At 67.3% G+C, this 16322-nt stretch carries 16 protein-coding genes and 2 tRNA genes; 2 read left to right on the forward strand and 16 right to left on the reverse strand.

Going from position 1 to position 16322, the window contains the following annotated elements; all coding sequences use genetic code 11:
* Nucleotides 1-15: 15 nt before the first annotated feature.
* The 7 genes from AC6CHP_RS06800 to AC6CHP_RS06830 all read right to left on the reverse strand — a co-directional run bounded on the left by AC6CHP_RS06800 (nt 16) and on the right by AC6CHP_RS06830 (nt 6578).
* The gene (locus AC6CHP_RS06800) at nt 16-978 is read right to left on the reverse strand and encodes a methylenetetrahydrofolate reductase (RefSeq protein ID WP_498228730.1); all 963 of its coding nucleotides are present in this window, start codon (nt 976-978) and stop codon (nt 16-18) included.
* Between the two features lie 323 nt (nt 979-1301).
* Nucleotides 1302-2081, reverse strand: coding sequence for a hypothetical protein (locus AC6CHP_RS06805; RefSeq protein WP_498228732.1), 780 nt, complete (start codon nt 2079-2081; stop codon nt 1302-1304).
* The gene (locus AC6CHP_RS06810; RefSeq protein ID WP_498228734.1) at nt 2078-3226 is read right to left on the reverse strand and encodes a VWA domain-containing protein; all 1149 of its coding nucleotides are present in this window, start codon (nt 3224-3226) and stop codon (nt 2078-2080) included. The genes AC6CHP_RS06805 and AC6CHP_RS06810 overlap by 4 nt, the downstream gene beginning before the upstream one ends.
* Entirely contained in the window at nt 3223-4212 is a 990-nt protein-coding gene (locus tag AC6CHP_RS06815; RefSeq protein ID WP_498228736.1) for a vWA domain-containing protein, read from the reverse strand. The genes AC6CHP_RS06810 and AC6CHP_RS06815 overlap by 4 nt, the downstream gene beginning before the upstream one ends.
* A complete protein-coding gene (locus AC6CHP_RS06820) occupies nt 4203-4673 on the reverse strand; it encodes a hypothetical protein (protein WP_498228737.1) in 471 nt (156 codons plus the stop codon). The genes AC6CHP_RS06815 and AC6CHP_RS06820 overlap by 10 nt, the downstream gene beginning before the upstream one ends.
* Nucleotides 4663-5562 carry a DUF58 domain-containing protein gene (locus AC6CHP_RS06825; RefSeq protein ID WP_498228739.1) on the reverse strand — a complete coding sequence of 300 codons (900 nt, stop codon included), beginning with the start codon at nt 5560-5562 and terminating at the stop codon, nt 4663-4665. The genes AC6CHP_RS06820 and AC6CHP_RS06825 overlap by 11 nt, the downstream gene beginning before the upstream one ends.
* An 8-nt stretch (nt 5563-5570) precedes the next feature.
* Nucleotides 5571-6578, reverse strand: coding sequence for an AAA family ATPase (locus tag AC6CHP_RS06830; protein WP_498228741.1), 1008 nt, complete (start codon nt 6576-6578; stop codon nt 5571-5573).
* A gap of 140 nt (nt 6579-6718) precedes the next feature.
* Between AC6CHP_RS06830 and AC6CHP_RS06835 the strand changes: the two genes are divergently transcribed.
* A complete protein-coding gene (locus tag AC6CHP_RS06835; protein WP_188729352.1) occupies nt 6719-6922 on the forward strand; it encodes a hypothetical protein in 204 nt (67 codons plus the stop codon).
* 42 nt (nt 6923-6964) lie between these two features.
* Here the strand turns inward: AC6CHP_RS06835 and AC6CHP_RS06840 are convergent, their stop codons facing one another.
* The 6 genes from AC6CHP_RS06840 to AC6CHP_RS06865 form a co-directional block, all read right to left on the reverse strand.
* A complete protein-coding gene (locus AC6CHP_RS06840) occupies nt 6965-7840 on the reverse strand; it encodes a carbohydrate ABC transporter permease (protein WP_188729351.1) in 876 nt (291 codons plus the stop codon).
* Nucleotides 7837-8718 carry a carbohydrate ABC transporter permease gene (locus AC6CHP_RS06845; protein ID WP_377194489.1) on the reverse strand — a complete coding sequence of 294 codons (882 nt, stop codon included), beginning with the start codon at nt 8716-8718 and terminating at the stop codon, nt 7837-7839. Before AC6CHP_RS06845 ends, AC6CHP_RS06840 begins: the two co-directional genes overlap by 4 nt.
* A 3-nt stretch (nt 8719-8721) precedes the next feature.
* Nucleotides 8722-10074 (reverse strand): extracellular solute-binding protein, encoded by a 1353-nt coding sequence (locus AC6CHP_RS06850; RefSeq protein ID WP_498228744.1) that lies wholly within the window; start codon nt 10072-10074, stop codon nt 8722-8724.
* A 115-nt stretch (nt 10075-10189) separates the two neighbouring features.
* Nucleotides 10190-11392 (reverse strand): ROK family transcriptional regulator, encoded by a 1203-nt coding sequence (locus AC6CHP_RS06855; RefSeq protein WP_498228850.1) that lies wholly within the window; start codon nt 11390-11392, stop codon nt 10190-10192.
* Nucleotides 11393-11602: 210 nt separating this feature from the next.
* Nucleotides 11603-12808, reverse strand: a complete 1206-nt coding sequence (locus tag AC6CHP_RS06860; RefSeq protein WP_498228746.1) for a class I SAM-dependent methyltransferase — start codon at nt 12806-12808, stop codon at nt 11603-11605.
* A gap of 69 nt (nt 12809-12877) precedes the next feature.
* Nucleotides 12878-13960 carry an FAD-dependent oxidoreductase gene (locus AC6CHP_RS06865; protein WP_377194483.1) on the reverse strand — a complete coding sequence of 361 codons (1083 nt, stop codon included), beginning with the start codon at nt 13958-13960 and terminating at the stop codon, nt 12878-12880.
* A gap of 66 nt (nt 13961-14026) precedes the next feature.
* Here AC6CHP_RS06865 and AC6CHP_RS06870 point away from each other — a divergent pair, with 66 nt between their 5' ends.
* A complete protein-coding gene (locus AC6CHP_RS06870) occupies nt 14027-15349 on the forward strand; it encodes a class I SAM-dependent methyltransferase (RefSeq protein ID WP_498228748.1) in 1323 nt (440 codons plus the stop codon).
* Nucleotides 15350-15445: 96 nt separating this feature from the next.
* Here the strand turns inward: AC6CHP_RS06870 and AC6CHP_RS06875 are convergent.
* The 3 genes from AC6CHP_RS06875 to rsfS form a co-directional block, all read right to left on the reverse strand.
* Nucleotides 15446-15518 (reverse strand) — tRNA-Ala (locus AC6CHP_RS06875).
* A gap of 179 nt (nt 15519-15697) precedes the next feature.
* Nucleotides 15698-15773 (reverse strand) — tRNA-Ala (locus AC6CHP_RS06880).
* A gap of 113 nt (nt 15774-15886) precedes the next feature.
* Nucleotides 15887-16288 carry a ribosome silencing factor gene (gene rsfS, locus AC6CHP_RS06885; RefSeq protein WP_066276611.1) on the reverse strand — a complete coding sequence of 134 codons (402 nt, stop codon included), beginning with the start codon at nt 16286-16288 and terminating at the stop codon, nt 15887-15889.
* Nucleotides 16289-16322 lie beyond the last annotated feature (34 nt).

Raw genomic sequence — 16322 nt, forward strand, 5'->3', positions numbered from 1 at the left:
GCAGGAAGGCGTGCGTCAGCTGGCGAGCTGGCGGGCAGCTGCATCCGGGCGGATGCCGGAATGCGTACGCCGCGGAAGGGCCAGCTTGTCCAGCAGCTCCAAGGCACTCTGGTGCTCATTGAAGGTGTAGATGTGGATGCCGGGTGCGCCGGCCTGCAGGGCTGCGTTGGCAAGGTCCACCGTGGCATCGACACCAATGCGGAGGCGTTCGATGTCATTGTCCGCTGAGGCCAGGCGCTCCAGCAGCTCGGGAGCGGGCTCCACGCCGGTCAGTTCGCCGAGGCGCCTGACGCGCCGGAGGCTGGTGAGGGGCATGACTCCAGGGATGATCGGGATGGTGACCCCTGCACGGCGTGCCCTGATGAGGAGGTCCGCGTACTGGTCAGTGTGGAAGAAGACCTGCGTGATGGCGAAGTCCGCGCCGGAACGCTGCTTGGCAAGCAGCACCTCGACGTCGTGCTCCTCGCTGGGCGACTCCGGGTGGCGGGTGGGGTACGCCGCCACGCCTACCGCGATCTTTCCGGCGCAGAGCAGTGCCGAACGGCGCTGCTCGACGCGGCGGATCAGCTCGATCAGGTCCTGGGCGTACCGGAGCGAACCGGCAACCGGCGCCGCGCCGTCCTTGGGCAGGTCGCCGCGGAGCGCCAGTATCCCGCGCACCCCGGTGTCCAGCAGTTCACCGATGATTCCCGCCAGTTCCTGGGGCGTGTTGCCGACGCACGTCAGGTGCGCCAGCGGCCGGAGGGTGGTTTCCAGCAGGAGCCGGTTGATGAGTTCGACGGCGGTGTCCCGGTTTGAGCCGCTCGCACCATAGGTGACGGACACGTAGTCAGGTGCGGTGGTTTCGAGTTCCCGGATGGTGGTCCAGAGGGTTTCCGCGGCTGCCGGCGACCGGGGCGGGAACAGCTCGTAGGAGAGCGCCACCGGAGCGGTGTCGGAGAGATTCGGGTGTGTGTCAATAAGGCTTGGTGGAGACATTTGCATCCTTGGCTTTGGGCCATTGGGGGCTGCCGTCGAATGCGACGGCGGACCGGCAATGAATTTGAGTTTGGGGAACACGGAAGAACTCCACAGGACGCAGCCGCGACTGTTACGCCTGGATTGAAGTTCTCCGTGAGCAAATGTCAGGCCCACATGGGGGCACCCACACCCTCCAGAAGGAGGATCGCTGACACGTTACCTCGGTAACTTGTATAAGACTCTATGAGGGACAGGTACCGCTTTCAAGTTGGCTCCCGAATTAAGACGCAGTTTTACGGCCTGCAGCTCGTCCCCACGGAATTTTGTTTCGCGCCGGTACGCTACCACGGCCGGCTGGTGCCGGCAGAGTCGCCGGAGCCGTCCAGGTAGTCCTCCCTTTCGCGGCCGCTGTTGCGCTCACGCTGGGCCTGCCGGGCACTGTCTTCCAGTTGTTCGAGCTTGCGTTGCTGCGCGGAATCCTCGCTGCCCTCGCCGGGGCTTTCCTCCGGCCCGGTTTCCTGGGCCGGCTCCTGGTCCTGCACCTGCTCCTGCTCCTGCTCCTGGCGGGTGTCAGCGAGTTTCTCCTGCAACCGCACTTCCGCTCCGGCCAGCCTGTCCCCCGTATCCGCCGGAAGGTGTTCGGAAAAACAGTCGTCCGGCGCCGCCGCGACGGCGGCGAGCGCCTCCTCGAACAGGACGGCGGCCGCTGCCGGGTCCTCCGCACCGAGCTTTTCGTCGCCCAGCCGCTCAATGGCCAGGACGAGGTTCACCCTGATGACACAGGCCTCGGCTGATCCGGATTGCCGTGGAGGGACGAGTGCCAGCGCTTCCTCGAACCGGAGCCGGGCGGCTGCGAAGTCCCCTGCAAGGACGTCGGCGCCCCCGGCCGCGAGGGGCGCCTTGTGCGGCTCGATGAGGTTCACGACGTGGAGTGCTTCCGCCGCGGACCGGACCGATGCGGCGTCGTTCGCTTCATAGGCGCCGGCAGCCCGTGCTCCCAGCAGGCCAAGGCTCAGGAGTTTGGCCGCAACACAGACCATGAGGATCACGGGTATGGCCGACCAGGCCAGGAGGCGCCGCCTTGCCGTCCGCCGGTCCATGCCATGCCTGGCGGACGTCACCGGATAACCCCCTTGCCAGCGCTGGATTTTTGGACGCCGGAGCGCCCGGCAGCACCCGGAGCGGCGCGTGCAGAAGCGGCGCGTGAAGAAGGGGCCAACGGAATGCTGCGGAGTTCGCGGGACTGCCGAAGGAGCAGGACCAGCTCCCAAAGGCCCAGGACAAAGGCGCCTGCTGCCGGGATCCAGTAAAGCTCGGTCCGTGCGGCCAGGGAGCCGTCCTGGCCGGCGTTGGTGAGGGCGCCGGCGTCCAAGGCGGCGGGGCGGGCGTCCTGCAGCATCGGCGCGGCGGGGTCCCCGGCTGACCGGTGTACGTAGGGGACGCCCAGTTGCCCCGCGATCTGCTGGAGCCGGCCACCATCAATCCTAGAAAGTGCATACCCGGCGCCGTCACCGCTGCTGTCCCGGAGATAGGGGGCGTCACCACCTGGTGTGGACCCGTCGTCGTACTCCTCCCCGGTGTTCTCCCGCATCCTGCCACCGCCCGCAGTGCCGTAGCCCAGCACCGCTCCCCCGGCCACCAGGCCGTTCTCGAGATCCATCGGCACCGGAGCTTTTGCGCTGGTCTGTTCGCCGTCGCCGAGGTAGAACACAAGCCGGGGCCGCCCGGGGTGGCTCTGCCTGGCAAGGCTCAGGCGTTCGGAAAGCACCTCGCGGGCCGCCGTGATGCTGCTTCCCTTGGCATAGGCGGTCACCTGAGGCTCGAGGACGGACGTGATGGTATCCAGCGCCAGCGTGTCGGTGGTCAGGGGCATCCGGATGTGGGCCGCGGTGTCGAAGGTGATGACCGAGAACCGGGCACCCGGCAATTCTTCGGCGATGGCCGCGATGTCCTTCCGTACCCCCGCCATCCGTGGTTCCGCGTTGCCGTAGTCCTCCGCCACCATGCTGGTGGTGGTGTCCACCACGAAGAACACGTTCAGGTCGGCCGTTGCCGCCTGGGCCGTTCCTCCCGGCAGCCCCGGGCGCAGCGAAGCCCCCACCAGCAACAGGACCAGCATGGCGTGCCGGACCCCGGCGCGGCGGCCCGCCCTTCCGCGCTGATGCCGGCTGTTCCCAGGCCTGCGGAGCTGCCATACCAGGACGGCCACGGCGGCAGCGATGAGGGGAAGAAGCAGCCACCAGGGCAGCACCGGCTGGAGGGTCATGGCCGCAACCGCCAGCCGGCAACCGCGAGGACCAGTCCGGACAGGAGGGCAGCGGCCAACGGAAGGCCCGGCTCATCGGAGACGACAGCCCGCGGGGCGCCGCGGAGCGCTGTTTTCTCCGTTTTCTCGACGCCCCGCACCACTCCCGGCACGGCCTCGGGGTTGTCCAGCGCATAGTAGGCCCCGCCGGTGGACTCTGCCGCGGCCCGCAACTGCGCCCCTGGCTGGTCCGGGCCGGCGCCGTAGTCGAGGTCCCCCGGATTGAGCGCGTAGACGTGCACCGCCCTGGCTCTTGCGAGGCCTGCGGCTTCGCCAAGGGTCATGATGGGCTCCCCGGAGAGGAAGTTGTCCGTCGCCAGGACCACGGACCGCGAACGCTGCGGCTGGCCGGCGGTGCGCGGGAAGCTGTTGAGGCAGGATGCCAGGCCGTCCCCGATCAGGGAGGAGCCCCGGCCGCTCCACGTTCCGTCCAGGAATCCGGAACTGCCGGGCTCGCCGTCGAACGCGTCCCGGGCCAGCTCCAACTGCTCCCGGGCGTAGTGGTAGTCGTCGGTCAGCGGAAATACCTGGATGGCCGTGCTGTCAAAGATGGTGAGGCCGATCCGTTCTCCATCGAACTCCGCGGCGAGTTCGGCGAAGACATCCACCACCGCGGCGTCGGCACTGCTCATGGAACCCGAGGTGTCCAGGCACAGCATGATGTCCCGGTTGTGCTGTTCGGGCCGCGTGGTTGTCACCCCGACGGGCCGGGCTGCTGCCACCGCCGTGGAGGCGAGCAACGCGGCGCAGGCGATCAGGGCGACCGCAAGCCAGCGGCGGTGCCGCCGCAGCGCGGCCTGGTATTCCGGGAGGAGGGTGAGCCGGTCCGCATGCGCCACCGGCCGTCGTCGTGCGTTGGCTGTGCTGTCTGTCCGCCTGGCGACCCACCAGGCTGCGCCTGCCGCCACCGCGGCGGGGGGAAGCAGCCACCACCACATCAGTTCCATGCCTGCACCGCCCTTCGGGCTGCGGCAGCGGACGAGGCTACGGAAGGAACGGGGTCGGGGCCGAACGCGGCCGGGTACAGCGCACCGACGGCGGCCGCAGCCGCGGGAAGGGGATGCCCGGCCAGGTCCGACTGCGTCATGCGGGGCGCGTCCACTCCGGTGGCGTCGCGGACGAATTTCCTCAGCAGGAGGCTGATTTCCTGGTGCGAGCCGCGGGCACTCCGCGTTCCGGCGGCGGCGTCCCGTTCCACATCGTCGATCCGCTGCAGGTACGCGGCTTTGAGTGCTGCCAGGTCCGTCAGGCGGGCAGGACGGTGGACGGCGTGCGCTTCCCGCGGCCTCCGTGTAGCTGCCAGCACAAAGACATACCAGGCGGCCACCAGGACCAGCAGCGCCACGCCGGCCCACATCCATTCCGGGCCATACTGCAGGGGGCCGTAGAACCCGGAGTCAGCCTGCACGACGGTGCCTTTCCAGGAGAGCGAACAGCGCGGTCACCACGTCCCGGCTGCACGCCACTTCGCCCTCCGTGATGCCGGCCTGGCGCAGCATGGCTTTCCGGCCGGTGTCGCGTTCGGCGACGGCGGTGGCATAGGCGGAGGCAACGGCCGGGTCCCGGGCGAGGTGTGCAAGGAGCGGGTAGGAGCCGGAGACGCTGTAGGAGTCCGGAACCTGGTCCGGCGGCAGGAGGGGTTCGTCCGGGACGAGCCCGGCGTCCCGGACGGTGAGCCAGAGGATCTCGTGCTGGGCCTGGAGGCGGCGGAGCAGCTGACTGGTGGCCGGGCTTGCCGCCAGTTCATCGGCGACGACGAACAGCAGGTTGCGGCCTTTGATGGTCCGCGCAACGTGGTCCAACTGGACCTCGATCCTGCTGGGCGCGGCGTCCAGTGTTGCCGCAGAATCCACCCGCCGGAGGAGGCGTTCAAGGTGGGCCTCGCCGCCCTTGGCGGGCAACGCCGTCGTGCCCGCGGAATCGCCGGACACCAGCCCCACCACGTCGCCGTGCCGGTGGGCAAGGTACCCCATAACGCCCAGGGCCATCACCGCGATGTCCTTTTTTGTTTCTCCGCTGCGGGCCGCAGCGGCCATGTTGCGGCCCGTGTCGGTGACCAGGAGCACTGTCTGCCGGCGGACCGCCACGTAGCGCCTGATCAGCGGTGAACCGTGCCGTGCGGATGCCTTCCAGTCAATGTCGCGGACCTCGTCCCCCGGGATGTAGGCGCGGAGGTCATCGAAGTCCAGGCTGCGGCCGCGGAACACCGAGCCGTACTCGCCGTCAAGCATGCCGCGGGCTTTGCGGTGGGCGAAGATGGCCATGTCCGACTTCACCCGCTGGAGGAGGCTGGTCATGCAGGGCCTCAGGGCGTCTGGACGGCAGCGACGACGGCGTCAATCACCGTTTCCACCCGCACTTGTTCCGCCACTGCGTCGAAGTTCAGGATCAGGCGGTGGCGCAGCACCCGGTGGGCCAGCGTTTTGACGTCCTCGGGAATGACGTGGTCCCTGCCGTTCAGCAGTGCCACTGCACGGGCGGCCTGGCTGAAGGCGATGCTGGCCCGGGGGCTCGCGCCGAACTCGATGAAGCCGGCCAGCCGGGAGTCGATGTACTGGTGGGCGTTCCTGGTGACGAAGACCAGCCCCACGATGTAATTGATGACGGCGGGATCGATGTAGACATGCCGGACCAGTTCCTGGGCGGCGGTGACGGCCTCCAGGGAGGCGGCGGCGGCGGGCACCTGCTCCGGCGTGTACACCCCGGCATCGATGCGCCGGATGATCTCGGCTTCCTCCGCGGGGGACGGATAGTCCAGCACGTCCTTGAGCATGAAACGGTCCATCTGGGCTTCCGGCAGCTGGTAGGTGCCTTCCTGCTCGATGGGGTTCTGGGTGGCCAGGACCAGGAAGGGCGAGGGCAGCCGGTACTCCTGGCCGCCAATGGAGGTCTGGCGTTCCTGCATTGCCTCAAGCATGGCGCTCTGCGTTTTGGCGCTGGAACGGTTGATTTCGTCCAGGAGCACAATGTTGGCGTGGACCGGTCCCAGCTGCGTGACGAACGTGCCGTTGGCGGCATCGTAGATCTGGGTTCCCACAATGTCGCTGGGCAGCAGGTCCGGGGTGCACTGGATCCGCCGGAAGTCGGCGCTCACTGCCTCTGCAACGGCCTGCGCGGCCGTGGTCTTGGCAAGGCCCGGGACGCTTTCCAGGAGGATATGCCCGCCGGTCAGCAGTCCCACCAGCAGCGATTCACGCAGCCGGGCCTGCCCCACAACCTTCGCGTCAAAGCTGCCGGCAATATTCGCCGCCACCTGCTGTGCCCGGGCCAGTTCCGAGGGTTCGATTCTCGCGGACGCACTGGTCGAAAGCACTGGATTTTCCCCCTGGTGGCTGAACTGGGCGTGGCTGCCGGCCGGCTGCACTCCGCCCGCCATCCTATCCAAGACCGCTCCGGCATTTTGGACAATGGGGACCCCTCCCCATCAGCCGTTGCCAGGTCTATCCTTTTGCCATGAGCGAGCTTCCAGCCAGTTACAAGGAGTTTCTCGCCGACAAAAGCGAGATGTTCATCAGCACCGTCAAGCCCGTCCTGCAGCAGTCCGCTGCGGACAAGCTTCATGGAGTACGGGTCACGTACAACCCGGGTGCCACCGGCCACCAGGCCCACCTCGACGAGACCCTTCCGTTCGGTGTGGTCCTGGAGGACATCGACTGAAACCGTTCCTCCTGCCCGTCCGGCTGCGGCAGCAAAGCCCGTTCAGCCCCGCACCGCTCCGGACAGGGCAAAGGAACCGCTGCCGCCCCTCGCCACGATGACGTAGAGAACCAGCACCGGCAGCGAATACAGAATGGAGAATGCGGCCAGCTGGCCGTAGGCCACTGCACCATGCTGTCCGAAGAAGCTGAAGATGGACACCGCCGCGGGCTGCCGTGCCTCCGAGAGGAGCAGCACGAATGGGACGAAGAAGTTTCCCCAGGCCTGGATGAACACAAAAATGAACACCACCCCCAGCCCCTGCTTCATCAGCGGCAGGACAATGGTCCGCAGTGCCGTCATCCGCGATGCACCATCCACCCAGGCTGCTTCTTCCAGCGACACCGGCACGCCCTCCATGAAGTTCCGGGTCATCCAGATGGCCATGGGCAAGGTGGTGGTGGCCATAAAGAAGATGGTGGCAGTCATCGAGTCAAGCAGTTCAAGCTGGACGAAGAGCCCATACACGGGGACCATGATCGCCGTGATGGGCAGGCAGGTCCCAAAGAGGACGGTGTACATGAAGGGCCGGTTGAACCTGGACCGGTAGCGGGACAGCGGGTAGGCCGCCAGTACAGCGGCCACAACGGTGACCGTGGCCGTCCCCCCGGACAGCAGCACACTGTTCCATAAGGGCCGGAGCAGCAACTCCGGCGTCAGCACTGCGGCGAAGTTGCCCAGGCCGGCCCGGTCCGGAAGCTTCAGCTCATGCCCGGCTTCGGCGTCCAGCGAAGCCAGGATGAGCCAGAGCAGGGGCAGCAGAAAGCAGGCGCCGATCAGAAGCAGCACCAGGTCAGCCGGGGTGCTGCTGGCGTGGCGCCGTCTGGGCGCGGCGGGCCGGAGCGGAAGGCTGCCCAGCGTCCTGGCGGGGGCGGTCATGGCCGGGGCTCCCGGAGCAGCCGCACGTATGCCAGTCCAAAGACGGCGCCGATCAGGATCAGCACCGAAGCCACGGCTGTCCCGTACCCGATATCCCCGAACTTGAAGGCCTCCTGGTAGGCAAGGACAGGCAGGGTGGTGCTGGCGTTGGCGGGCCCGCCCGCCGTCATCACCCAGACGAGCGTAAAGACGGCGAGGGTCTGCAGCGTGATCAGCATCAGGTTGGTGGTGATGCTCCCCCGGATCATCGGCAACGTTATGAACGCGAACCGCTGCCAGCCGTGGGCTCCATCCATCTGGGCCGCCTCGGTCACCTCCGCCGGAACCTCATTCAATGCGGCCCGGTACACCAGCATGGAAAAGGCTGTCCCCCGCCACACGTTGGCGAGCATCACGGCCACCATGGGAAAGGCGTACAGCCACTCCTGCCGGACAAGTCCCAGGCCGCCCAGCAGCTGGTTCAGGGTCCCGTCCCCACTGAAGTACGCATAGGCGGCGAAGGCGGCCACGATTTCCGGCAGCACCCAGGCGGCCACTACGGTGGTGCCGACGACGGCGGACACCAGCGGCCGTGCCCGCCGCATCAGCACGGCCAGCGCGAGGCCCAGCAAGTTCTGCCCGAGCACCGCCGAACCCGCCACGAACACCACCGTGAGGAGGACGGAGAGCGGGAACACGGGATCCGTCAGCAGCCGCTGGTAGTTCTCCAGCCCCACCCATGAGGGATTGCGGGCACTGCGGCCGGTAAGGCCGGCGTCAGTCAGGGATGCGTGGAAGGCCCAGAGCACGGGGCCCGCCAGGAAGACAAGGAGGAGCAGGACAGCAGGAAGGACCGGAAGGTAACGGAGCAGTTGCCGTGCCGTGGCTGGAGACCGCACCCGCTACTTCCGGACGGTCTTGGCGGCACCCACGATGTCCGCCACGGCGGCGTCATAGTCCGCAGCCGCTTCCTGGGGCGACCTGGTGCCGGTGATGACCGCCTCGGTGGCTTCCTGGACAGCCGCGGAAATACGGGGGTAGTCGGCAGTTGCAGGGCGGTACTTCGTCACCGAAACGAGGGCGGAGACATCCAAGACGAACGGGTTGGCGTCAAGGTACCCGGGGTCGGCGGCCACGTCTTTCCGGACGGCGATCTGCGAGCTTTCCACGGTGAAGCTGAGGGAGTTCTGTTCGTTGAGCGCAGTTGTCAGGAAGCTGAACGCCAGCTCAGGCTCCTTGGTCTCCGCCCCGAGCGCCAGCGTCCAGCCGCCGGACATGCTCACAGCCCCCGGCGCCTGGCCGTCCTGGGTGGGGAAGGGGGCAACGCCCATCTCCTGTTCGTAGCCCGGCCACTCATAGCTTCCGCCATCCTGCCAGAACGACGGCGCGTAGGACCCTTCAACCGTGGCGCCCATCTTTGCGTTGGGGAGCCATTCCCCGAACACTTTCTTCCACACGTTGGCATCGAGGGCCTCGGCTGGAGAAACGGCCAGCTGTTCGTCATAAAGGGTCTTGAGGAAGGCCAGCGAGTCCTGGAAGCCGGCCGAGCCCACCACCCATTTCCCGGTCTCTTCGTCATAGAGCGAGGATCCCGTGCCGTACAGCAGCTCATAGAAGCTCTGCATGACGGTTCCCTCGCCTGTTCCCTTGCCCGCGTACATGTTGAACGGGACAACGGTGGGGTCGTTGGCCTTGATCTTCCTCGCCGTGTCCAGGATGTCCTGCCAGCTGCGCGGCTCCCAGGGAAGGGTGACCCCGGCAGCTTCCAGGACTTTCCGGTTGTACCAGATGGCGCGGGTGTCGGTGCCCAGGGGCACTGCGTACGTCCCGCCGTCGTCCGCACGCCCTGCCGCCTTGGCGCCGTCGTCGAACGTGTCCCATTCCTCCCAGCCCTCCAGGTAGCTGTCCAGCTTCAGCAGGTAGCCGGCGTCCACGTCGGAGCGGACTTTGAACGTGTCCTCGTAAAAAACGTCGGGCGCCGTGGATGGCGAGCGCAGGGCAAGGGCCAGTTTTGTCCCGTAGTCGTCGTCGTTGGCCTGGATGGGCTGCAGTTCAACGGTGACTCCCTGGTTCGCCGCCTCAAACTCCTGCTTGGCGGCCTGGAGCATGGTGTCCAGGGCGGTGAAGGAGTCCGTTTTCTGGTAGGCCACTTTCAGGGTTTTGGACGAAGCGCCGGGATCGCCCGGGCTGCAGGCGGCCAGGGCTACCGTTGCCGCGGCAATCAGGGACATGGTCTTCAGGGCCCGGCAACGCATGGCGCTCCATTCGGTCGATGGCGGCGGCCCTGTTTGGCGGGCCCCAATCCGCACAGTAAGCACATGCTAGATGGACGTCCTGCGGCAGGCAAGGCGCTGCGCACAGCCCGCCGGGTCAGCTCTCGAGGAGGAGCCGCTGCGCCCGCGGGGCCAGCGTATGTTCCAGGACGAGGGAAGCCGCCCCGATGGCGCCGACGTCGTCCCCCACCCCGGTGCCCACAACCTCGATGGGATGGATGAGCCGGGTGTCGCTGTGGGCGTCCAGCAGCGCCGGGATCTTCTCGAGGTAGCGGTCCGCCAGGCGGCTCCAGAACGGCCCGCCGAACACCACCCGTTCAACGTCCAGCGTGTTGGTCACCACGGCCACCGCCCGGGCAACGCGTACCGCGGACCGGTCGATGATGGCAAGGGCTTGTTCGTTACCCTGGTCCGCGAGGTCGCACAACCGGGAAAAGCTCTGCTGGATGTCCGCTCCGCTGTTGCCTGAACGGGAGCCGTCCAGGATGCCGGCGTCTTCCGCTTCGGATACCAGCACCTGCGGGATGCAGGTGGATTTTACGCAGCCGCGCAGGCCGCAATCACAGGGGGCGCCGTCAGGATCCACAATGATGTGGCCGATCTCGCCGGCATTTCCGGAGGTTCCCCGGATCACCTCGTCATTGAGGACAATGCCGCATCCTATGCCGGTGCCCATGTACATGAAGATGAAACTGCCGGAGCCGCTGGGGCCGCCCGCCCAGGTTTCCGCTACGGCCGCGCTGGTGACGTCCTTGTCCACCAGGACCGAGTATCCGGTGGCTTCGGAAAGGGCGCTGCGCAGTTCCACCCTGTCCCAGCCGGGCAGCAGCGGCGGATCCACCACAGTGCCGTTGTCCAGGTCGATGGGGCCCGGTGCGGCCACTCCCAGGCCGGCGATCCGCTCCCGGTCCACGCCGGAATCCTCCACCAACTGGTCGATCTCGGCCGCGATGGTGGTGATGACCGCCGAGGGGTCGTTGCCGCCGGGGGTTTTGATCCGGGAATGCCGCACCACCGATCCCACGAGGTCCAGGACCACGAACGTGGTCACCGCGGGATCGAGGTGGACGCCGAGGGCGTACACACCGCCAGGGTTGAGCCGGAGGATGGTGCGGGGCTTGCCCGGGCCGCTGCCTTCCTTGCCGGCTTCCACGATCAGGTTCTGGTCCAGGAGGCGCCGTGAGATGTTGGAGATGGTTTGCGGCGACAGGCCCACAATCTGGGCAAGTTCTACGCGGCTGAGGCCGCCGGAGGACCTGCGGATGGCGTCCAGGATCACCGTGAGGTTGAAGTCCCCCATTTTGGGCAGGTTGGTTCCGCGCCTCGGAGAGGATTGGCGGATCTCAGTCACAGCGTCCCCTAAACGTCTTCGGCCACGTACATATGGTGATGCTTGAATCGTACGTTACGCGTGGTCAGAGACCCATAGGACGGCACGACGGCGCGGCGCGGCCCCGGTGCGCGGGCCCGGTAGCGAAGGTGGGCTGCCCGGCAGGCTGCGGGCCACGGCTCAGGCCCCTGCCGGGTCCGCGCCGCGGCGGATGCTCAAGGTCACCGTGAACTTGGGGTTCCGGCCCTTCACCACGGTTGGCCCGACGTGCCGCTCAAGCGCTGGCAGGTAGGGCAGGTGGCGGTTGAAGACCGTCCACAGTTCTCCCTTCGGAGCGAGCACCCTGCCCGCGGCTTCAATCATTTTCAATCCTGCCCCGGCATGGACGCCCGCACCTACGTGGAACGGCGGGTTGAGCAGGACCAGGTCCACGCTGCGGTCCGGCATGGTGCTGAGCGCGTCGTCCTGCAGGACCGTAATGCGCTCAGCCAGGCCGTTGGCTTGCGCCGTGGCCTGGGCGGACGCCACGGCAGCGGCGGACTGGTCCGTGGCGGTCACCTGCGAACCGGGGTGCTGCCGGGCGTACATGGCGGCAAGGATTCCGGTGCCGCAGCCGAGGTCGACGGCGTGCCGGGCCGCCGTCATGGAGGGAAGGAACGTCAGCAGGAACCTGGTGCCAATGTCCAGTTTGGTGCCTGCGAAGACGGCACCGTGGGCGGCGACCTTGAGGTCGAGTTCGGCGAGGTGTTCGACGACGGGATAGCGCTCCTGCTCCCCGCTCCCCTGCGGCCCGCCCGCCAGGATCACGCGGGATTTCTGCCGGGCAAGCTGGGGCCGGACCGAGCGGAAGTGCCGTTCCAGCACGGAGTTCATGCCGAGGGACATGTGCTTGACCCGCCCGCCCGCGAGCAGCGTGACGTCAGGCGCGGCGTACCGGGCCACGGCGGCAGCAACTTCATCCAGTTCAGCCAGGGTCTTGGGCAACTGCAAAAGCACCGCCTGGGCGCCGGCAAGGAGCTCAGGCCCGAGCGGCAGCTGCGTGAAGCCGGGCTGGTCCGCGGCTCCGCCGCCGGACGTTCGTGCTGTGGCCTCCGGCACGTGGGCGGCGTTGCGACATGCGGCCGCGTTGAGCTGCAACGCGCGCTCTCCCGTAATCAGGTCCTGGTGCACGCGCACCGAAGCCGGGCTGAGCGTGGCCAGGGCACCGAGGGTCAGGGCACCGTACCGGTCCCCGATGACGGCAACCGTGCTTCCGCCAGGAACCAAGTCCGCAGCTGCTTCCAGCAGGAGCCGGTCCGTGGCGTCCCACGCCTGCAGGTTGGGCGCTTCCACATCCGGCCTCCGCCGAAGTGCGCTGAAGACGTCCCCAAGATTGTCTGATGCCACGTGTTCTGCCGCTTCCGTTGTGCGTGTGCTGTGTGCGTTTGCTGGGGTGCGTGGACCGGGCACGGGCCGTCAGCCCCAACTTACTGGTGTTGCCGCCGGACTGATCCCGGGGAGTTTGAGGATGGCCGCCACGGCGGCGCGTCCGGCTCTGTTGGCCCCGATCGTGGACGACGAGGGCCCGTAACCGACCAGGTGGACGCGGGGTTCCGAGGCTACCTGGGTTCCTTGCATCGCTATGCCGCCGCCGGGTCCCCGCAGGTGCAGCGGCGCGAGATGCTCCAGCTCCGCACGGAACCCGGTGGCCCACAGGATCGCATCTGCGGGCCGGAAACCTCCGTCAGCAAGCCTCACGCCGCCGGGCTCTATGGAGGTGAACATCGGCTGCCGGTCCAGGGCGCCCCTGGCCGCCGCCGCTTTGAGTGCCGGCGTCCGGATCAGGCCGGTCACCGACACCACGCTCTGCGGCGGCAGGCCCCTGCGGACCCGTTCCTCCACCAGGGCCACCGCGTCGTGTCCTGCCTTGGCGTCGAATTCCTCATCCCGCCACACCGGTTCCCGGCGGGTGAACCAGCTGGTGGTGGTGACGTGCGATATTTCGTCAAGGAGGCCTACAGCCGAGATGCCGCCGCCCACCACTATCACGTGCTGCCCCTTGAACTCCTCCGCGGAGACGTAGTCCGCCACGTGGAGCTGGCGTCCGCGGAAGGTGGACCGCCCGGGGTAGATGGGCCAGAACGGGCGGGTCCAGGTGCCGGTGGCGTTGATGACCGCCCTGGCTGTCCAGTCTCCGTCCGATGTGGCGATCCCGAGCAGGCCGGCAGGGTCCGCGTCCTCCCTGCTGACCGCGTGGACCTTCACGGGCCGCCGGACGGACAGCCCCAGTTCCTCCTCGTAGTCGCTGAAGTAGCGTGCCAGGAATTCCGAGCTGGGCTCGCGCGGATCCACGGCGGGCTTGGCTATACCGGGAAGATCACTGATGCCGTTGACCGTTTCCATCCGAAGGCTCTTCCACCGGTGCCGCCACGCACCGCCGGGACCATCCTCGGCGTCGAGGATTACCTGGTCAACGCCACGGCGCTGAAGGTGATAGGCAGCCGAGAGCCCGGCCTGGCCCGCGCCGATAACAACGACGTCGGCACGGGCAGAATTCACTCCCCCATGATAGTCGCGGGGCGTCTCCCGGCCTTAGTCTTGGCCCATGGAGACGGGAGGACCACCATGACCACAAGCAAAGGACACGCAGCGCGCCTGGCCCAGGCCCTGTCAGTTGTGCTGGACACCGAAGAGATACCGTTGCGCCTGCGGGCCTGGGACGGGTCAAAGGCAGGGCCTGAGGGGGCACCTGTCCTGGAGTTCCGTTCCCGCCGGGCCCTCCGCCGGATCCTGTGGTCCCCGGGCCAGCTCGGCCTGAGCCGTGCCTACGTGGCGGGCGACATCGATTCGCCCGGGGACATCTTCGCGGCGTTCACCGCGTTGAGTTCAGCCGGGAAGTTCGCGGAGCCCGGTCCGTTCCGGCGGCTCACGGCCCGGGAAATGTGGACGCTGCTCCACACGGCCGTCCGGCTGGGCGCGCTGGGCCCCAATCCGGCGCCGCCGCCGGAGGAGGCAAAAGTGGTGAAGAAGGGCCGGCTGCATTCGCGCCGGCGCGACTCGGCAGCCATCTCCCATCACTACGATGTGGGCAACGATTTCTACGCCCTGGTGCTGGGGCAGTCCATGGTCTATTCGTGCGCGGTCTGGCCGGACGGCAGCTACGGCACGGAATCCCCGGAGTCGGGCGACCGGCTTGCCGCCGGCCTGGATGAAGCCCAGGAGGCAAAACTGGACCTGGTGTGCCGGAAGCTGGGCCTGCAGCCGGGAATGCGGGTGCTGGACGTAGGCTGCGGCTGGGGAAGTTTCGCCCTCCATGCTGCCGGAAAGTACGGCGCAACAGTGGTGGGAATCACCCTTTCCACGGAGCAGGCAAACCTTGCACGGAAGCGGGCCGCCGAGGCCGGCCTGACGGAGCGGGTGGACATCCGGGTCCAGGACTACCGGGACGTCGGGGACGGCCGTTTCGACGCCATCAGCTCCATCGGGATGTCCGAACATGTGGGCAGGGAGCAGACGCCAGCCTACGCGGCCGCTTTGTTCAGCCTGCTCCGGCCCGGCGGGCGGCTGCTGAACCATGCAATTTCCTGGAACGCCGGGCCCACCAAGCCGGATCCTGATTCGTTCATTCCGCGCTACGTGTTTCCGGACGGGGAGATGATCAGCCTTGGCGAGATGGTGGCCGCCCTGGAGGGCGCCGGATTCGAGGTCCTGGATGTGGAGGCGCTGCGGCGGCACTATGCGTTGACCCTGCGTGCCTGGGTCAACAGGCTGGAGGCCAACTGGGAGCACGCCGTGCAGCTGGCCAGCCTGGGCAGGGCGCGGGTCTGGCGGTTGTATATGGCTTCCAGCGCGCTTGGCTTTGAGGGCGGCCTGACGGGCGTCAACCAGGTCCTGGTCCAGCGGCCCGGCGGTGATGAGCCCCCGCTGCGGCGGACAGCCTGGCTCTAAAGGAGAGAAAAATTAAAAGAGGAAGGGACGGTCCCGATGGGGACCGTCCCTTCCGATGCTCCTGCGCCTTCCGGCTTGATGCAGGATGTGTGCCGGTGGAGCTGAGGGGACTCGAACCCCTGACCCCCTGCATGCCATGCAGGTGCGCTACCAGCTGCGCCACAGCCCCGGACTTGCCGCTTTCGGAGTGAATCCCCGAAGCAACCTGTTCAGCTTAATGCACTTTCGCCCCGCACGCCAATCGTGGTGCAGTGTCCCGGGCTGCGGTCCGTCAGGGCCTGCCGGCGGGGTCCGCGGGACACGGCAACAAAAAATCCGCCGGAATCGCAGTGATTCCGGCGGATCAATTGGTGGAGCTGAGGGGACTCGAACCCCTGACCCCCTGCATGCCATGCAGGTGCGCTACCAGCTGCGCCACAGCCCCGAACTATTGCTGCTCTTTCGAGCTTTTTCGGCTTTCCCCGAAGCAACTCAAATATCTTAGAACAGCAATTCCGAAAATTCCAAATCGGGCATATTCCGCGCAATTCCGCGGAATTATTCGGTCTCGGACCCCGCGGTGGCTTTGGCCGACGCGTCGTCCCCGAGCTGCAGGTCCACCACGGGGCAGTCCTTCCAGAGGCGTTCCAGGGCGTAGAACACCCGGTCCTCCTCATGCTGGACGTGGATGACAATGTCCGAGTAATCGAGCAGCACCCAGCGGCCGCCGGAGCGGCCTTCACGCCGGACGGGCCGCAGGTCCTGCTTGGCGAGTTCTTCCTCAATTCCGTCAACGATGGCGTTGACCTGGCGTTCGCTGGGTGCCGAGGCGATGAGGAATACGTCGGCCAGGGCAAGCCGCTCGCTGACGTCCAGGGCAACAATATCCTGGGCAATCTTGTCCGCGGCTGCCCTGGCGGCTGCGCGGGCTATGGTGATGGACGATTCTGATGCAGTCACGTGACTCCTTGTTGGGTTAAATGTGCAGGGGCCG

This window comes from Pseudarthrobacter sp. GQ63, from assembly GCF_059758765.1.

Coding starts and splice junctions, on each gene's coding strand:
- AC6CHP_RS06800 (WP_498228730.1), bottom strand. CDS start 978: ATGTCTCCACCAAGCCTTATTGACACACACCCGAATCTCTCCGACACC.
- AC6CHP_RS06810 (WP_498228734.1), bottom strand. CDS start 3,226: ATGACCCTCCAGCCGGTGCTGCCCTGGTGGCTGCTTCTTCCCCTCATC.
- AC6CHP_RS06815 (WP_498228736.1), bottom strand. CDS start 4,212: ATGGAACTGATGTGGTGGTGGCTGCTTCCCCCCGCCGCGGTGGCGGCA.
- AC6CHP_RS06825 (WP_498228739.1), bottom strand. CDS start 5,562: ATGACCAGCCTCCTCCAGCGGGTGAAGTCGGACATGGCCATCTTCGCC.
- AC6CHP_RS06835 (WP_188729352.1), top strand. CDS start 6,719: ATGAGCGAGCTTCCAGCCAGTTACAAGGAGTTTCTCGCCGACAAAAGC.
- AC6CHP_RS06840 (WP_188729351.1), bottom strand. CDS start 7,840: ATGACCGCCCCCGCCAGGACGCTGGGCAGCCTTCCGCTCCGGCCCGCC.
- AC6CHP_RS06850 (WP_498228744.1), bottom strand. CDS start 10,074: ATGCGTTGCCGGGCCCTGAAGACCATGTCCCTGATTGCCGCGGCAACG.
- AC6CHP_RS06855 (WP_498228850.1), bottom strand. CDS start 11,392: ATGGGGGACTTCAACCTCACGGTGATCCTGGACGCCATCCGCAGGTCC.
- AC6CHP_RS06870 (WP_498228748.1), top strand. CDS start 14,027: ATGACCACAAGCAAAGGACACGCAGCGCGCCTGGCCCAGGCCCTGTCA.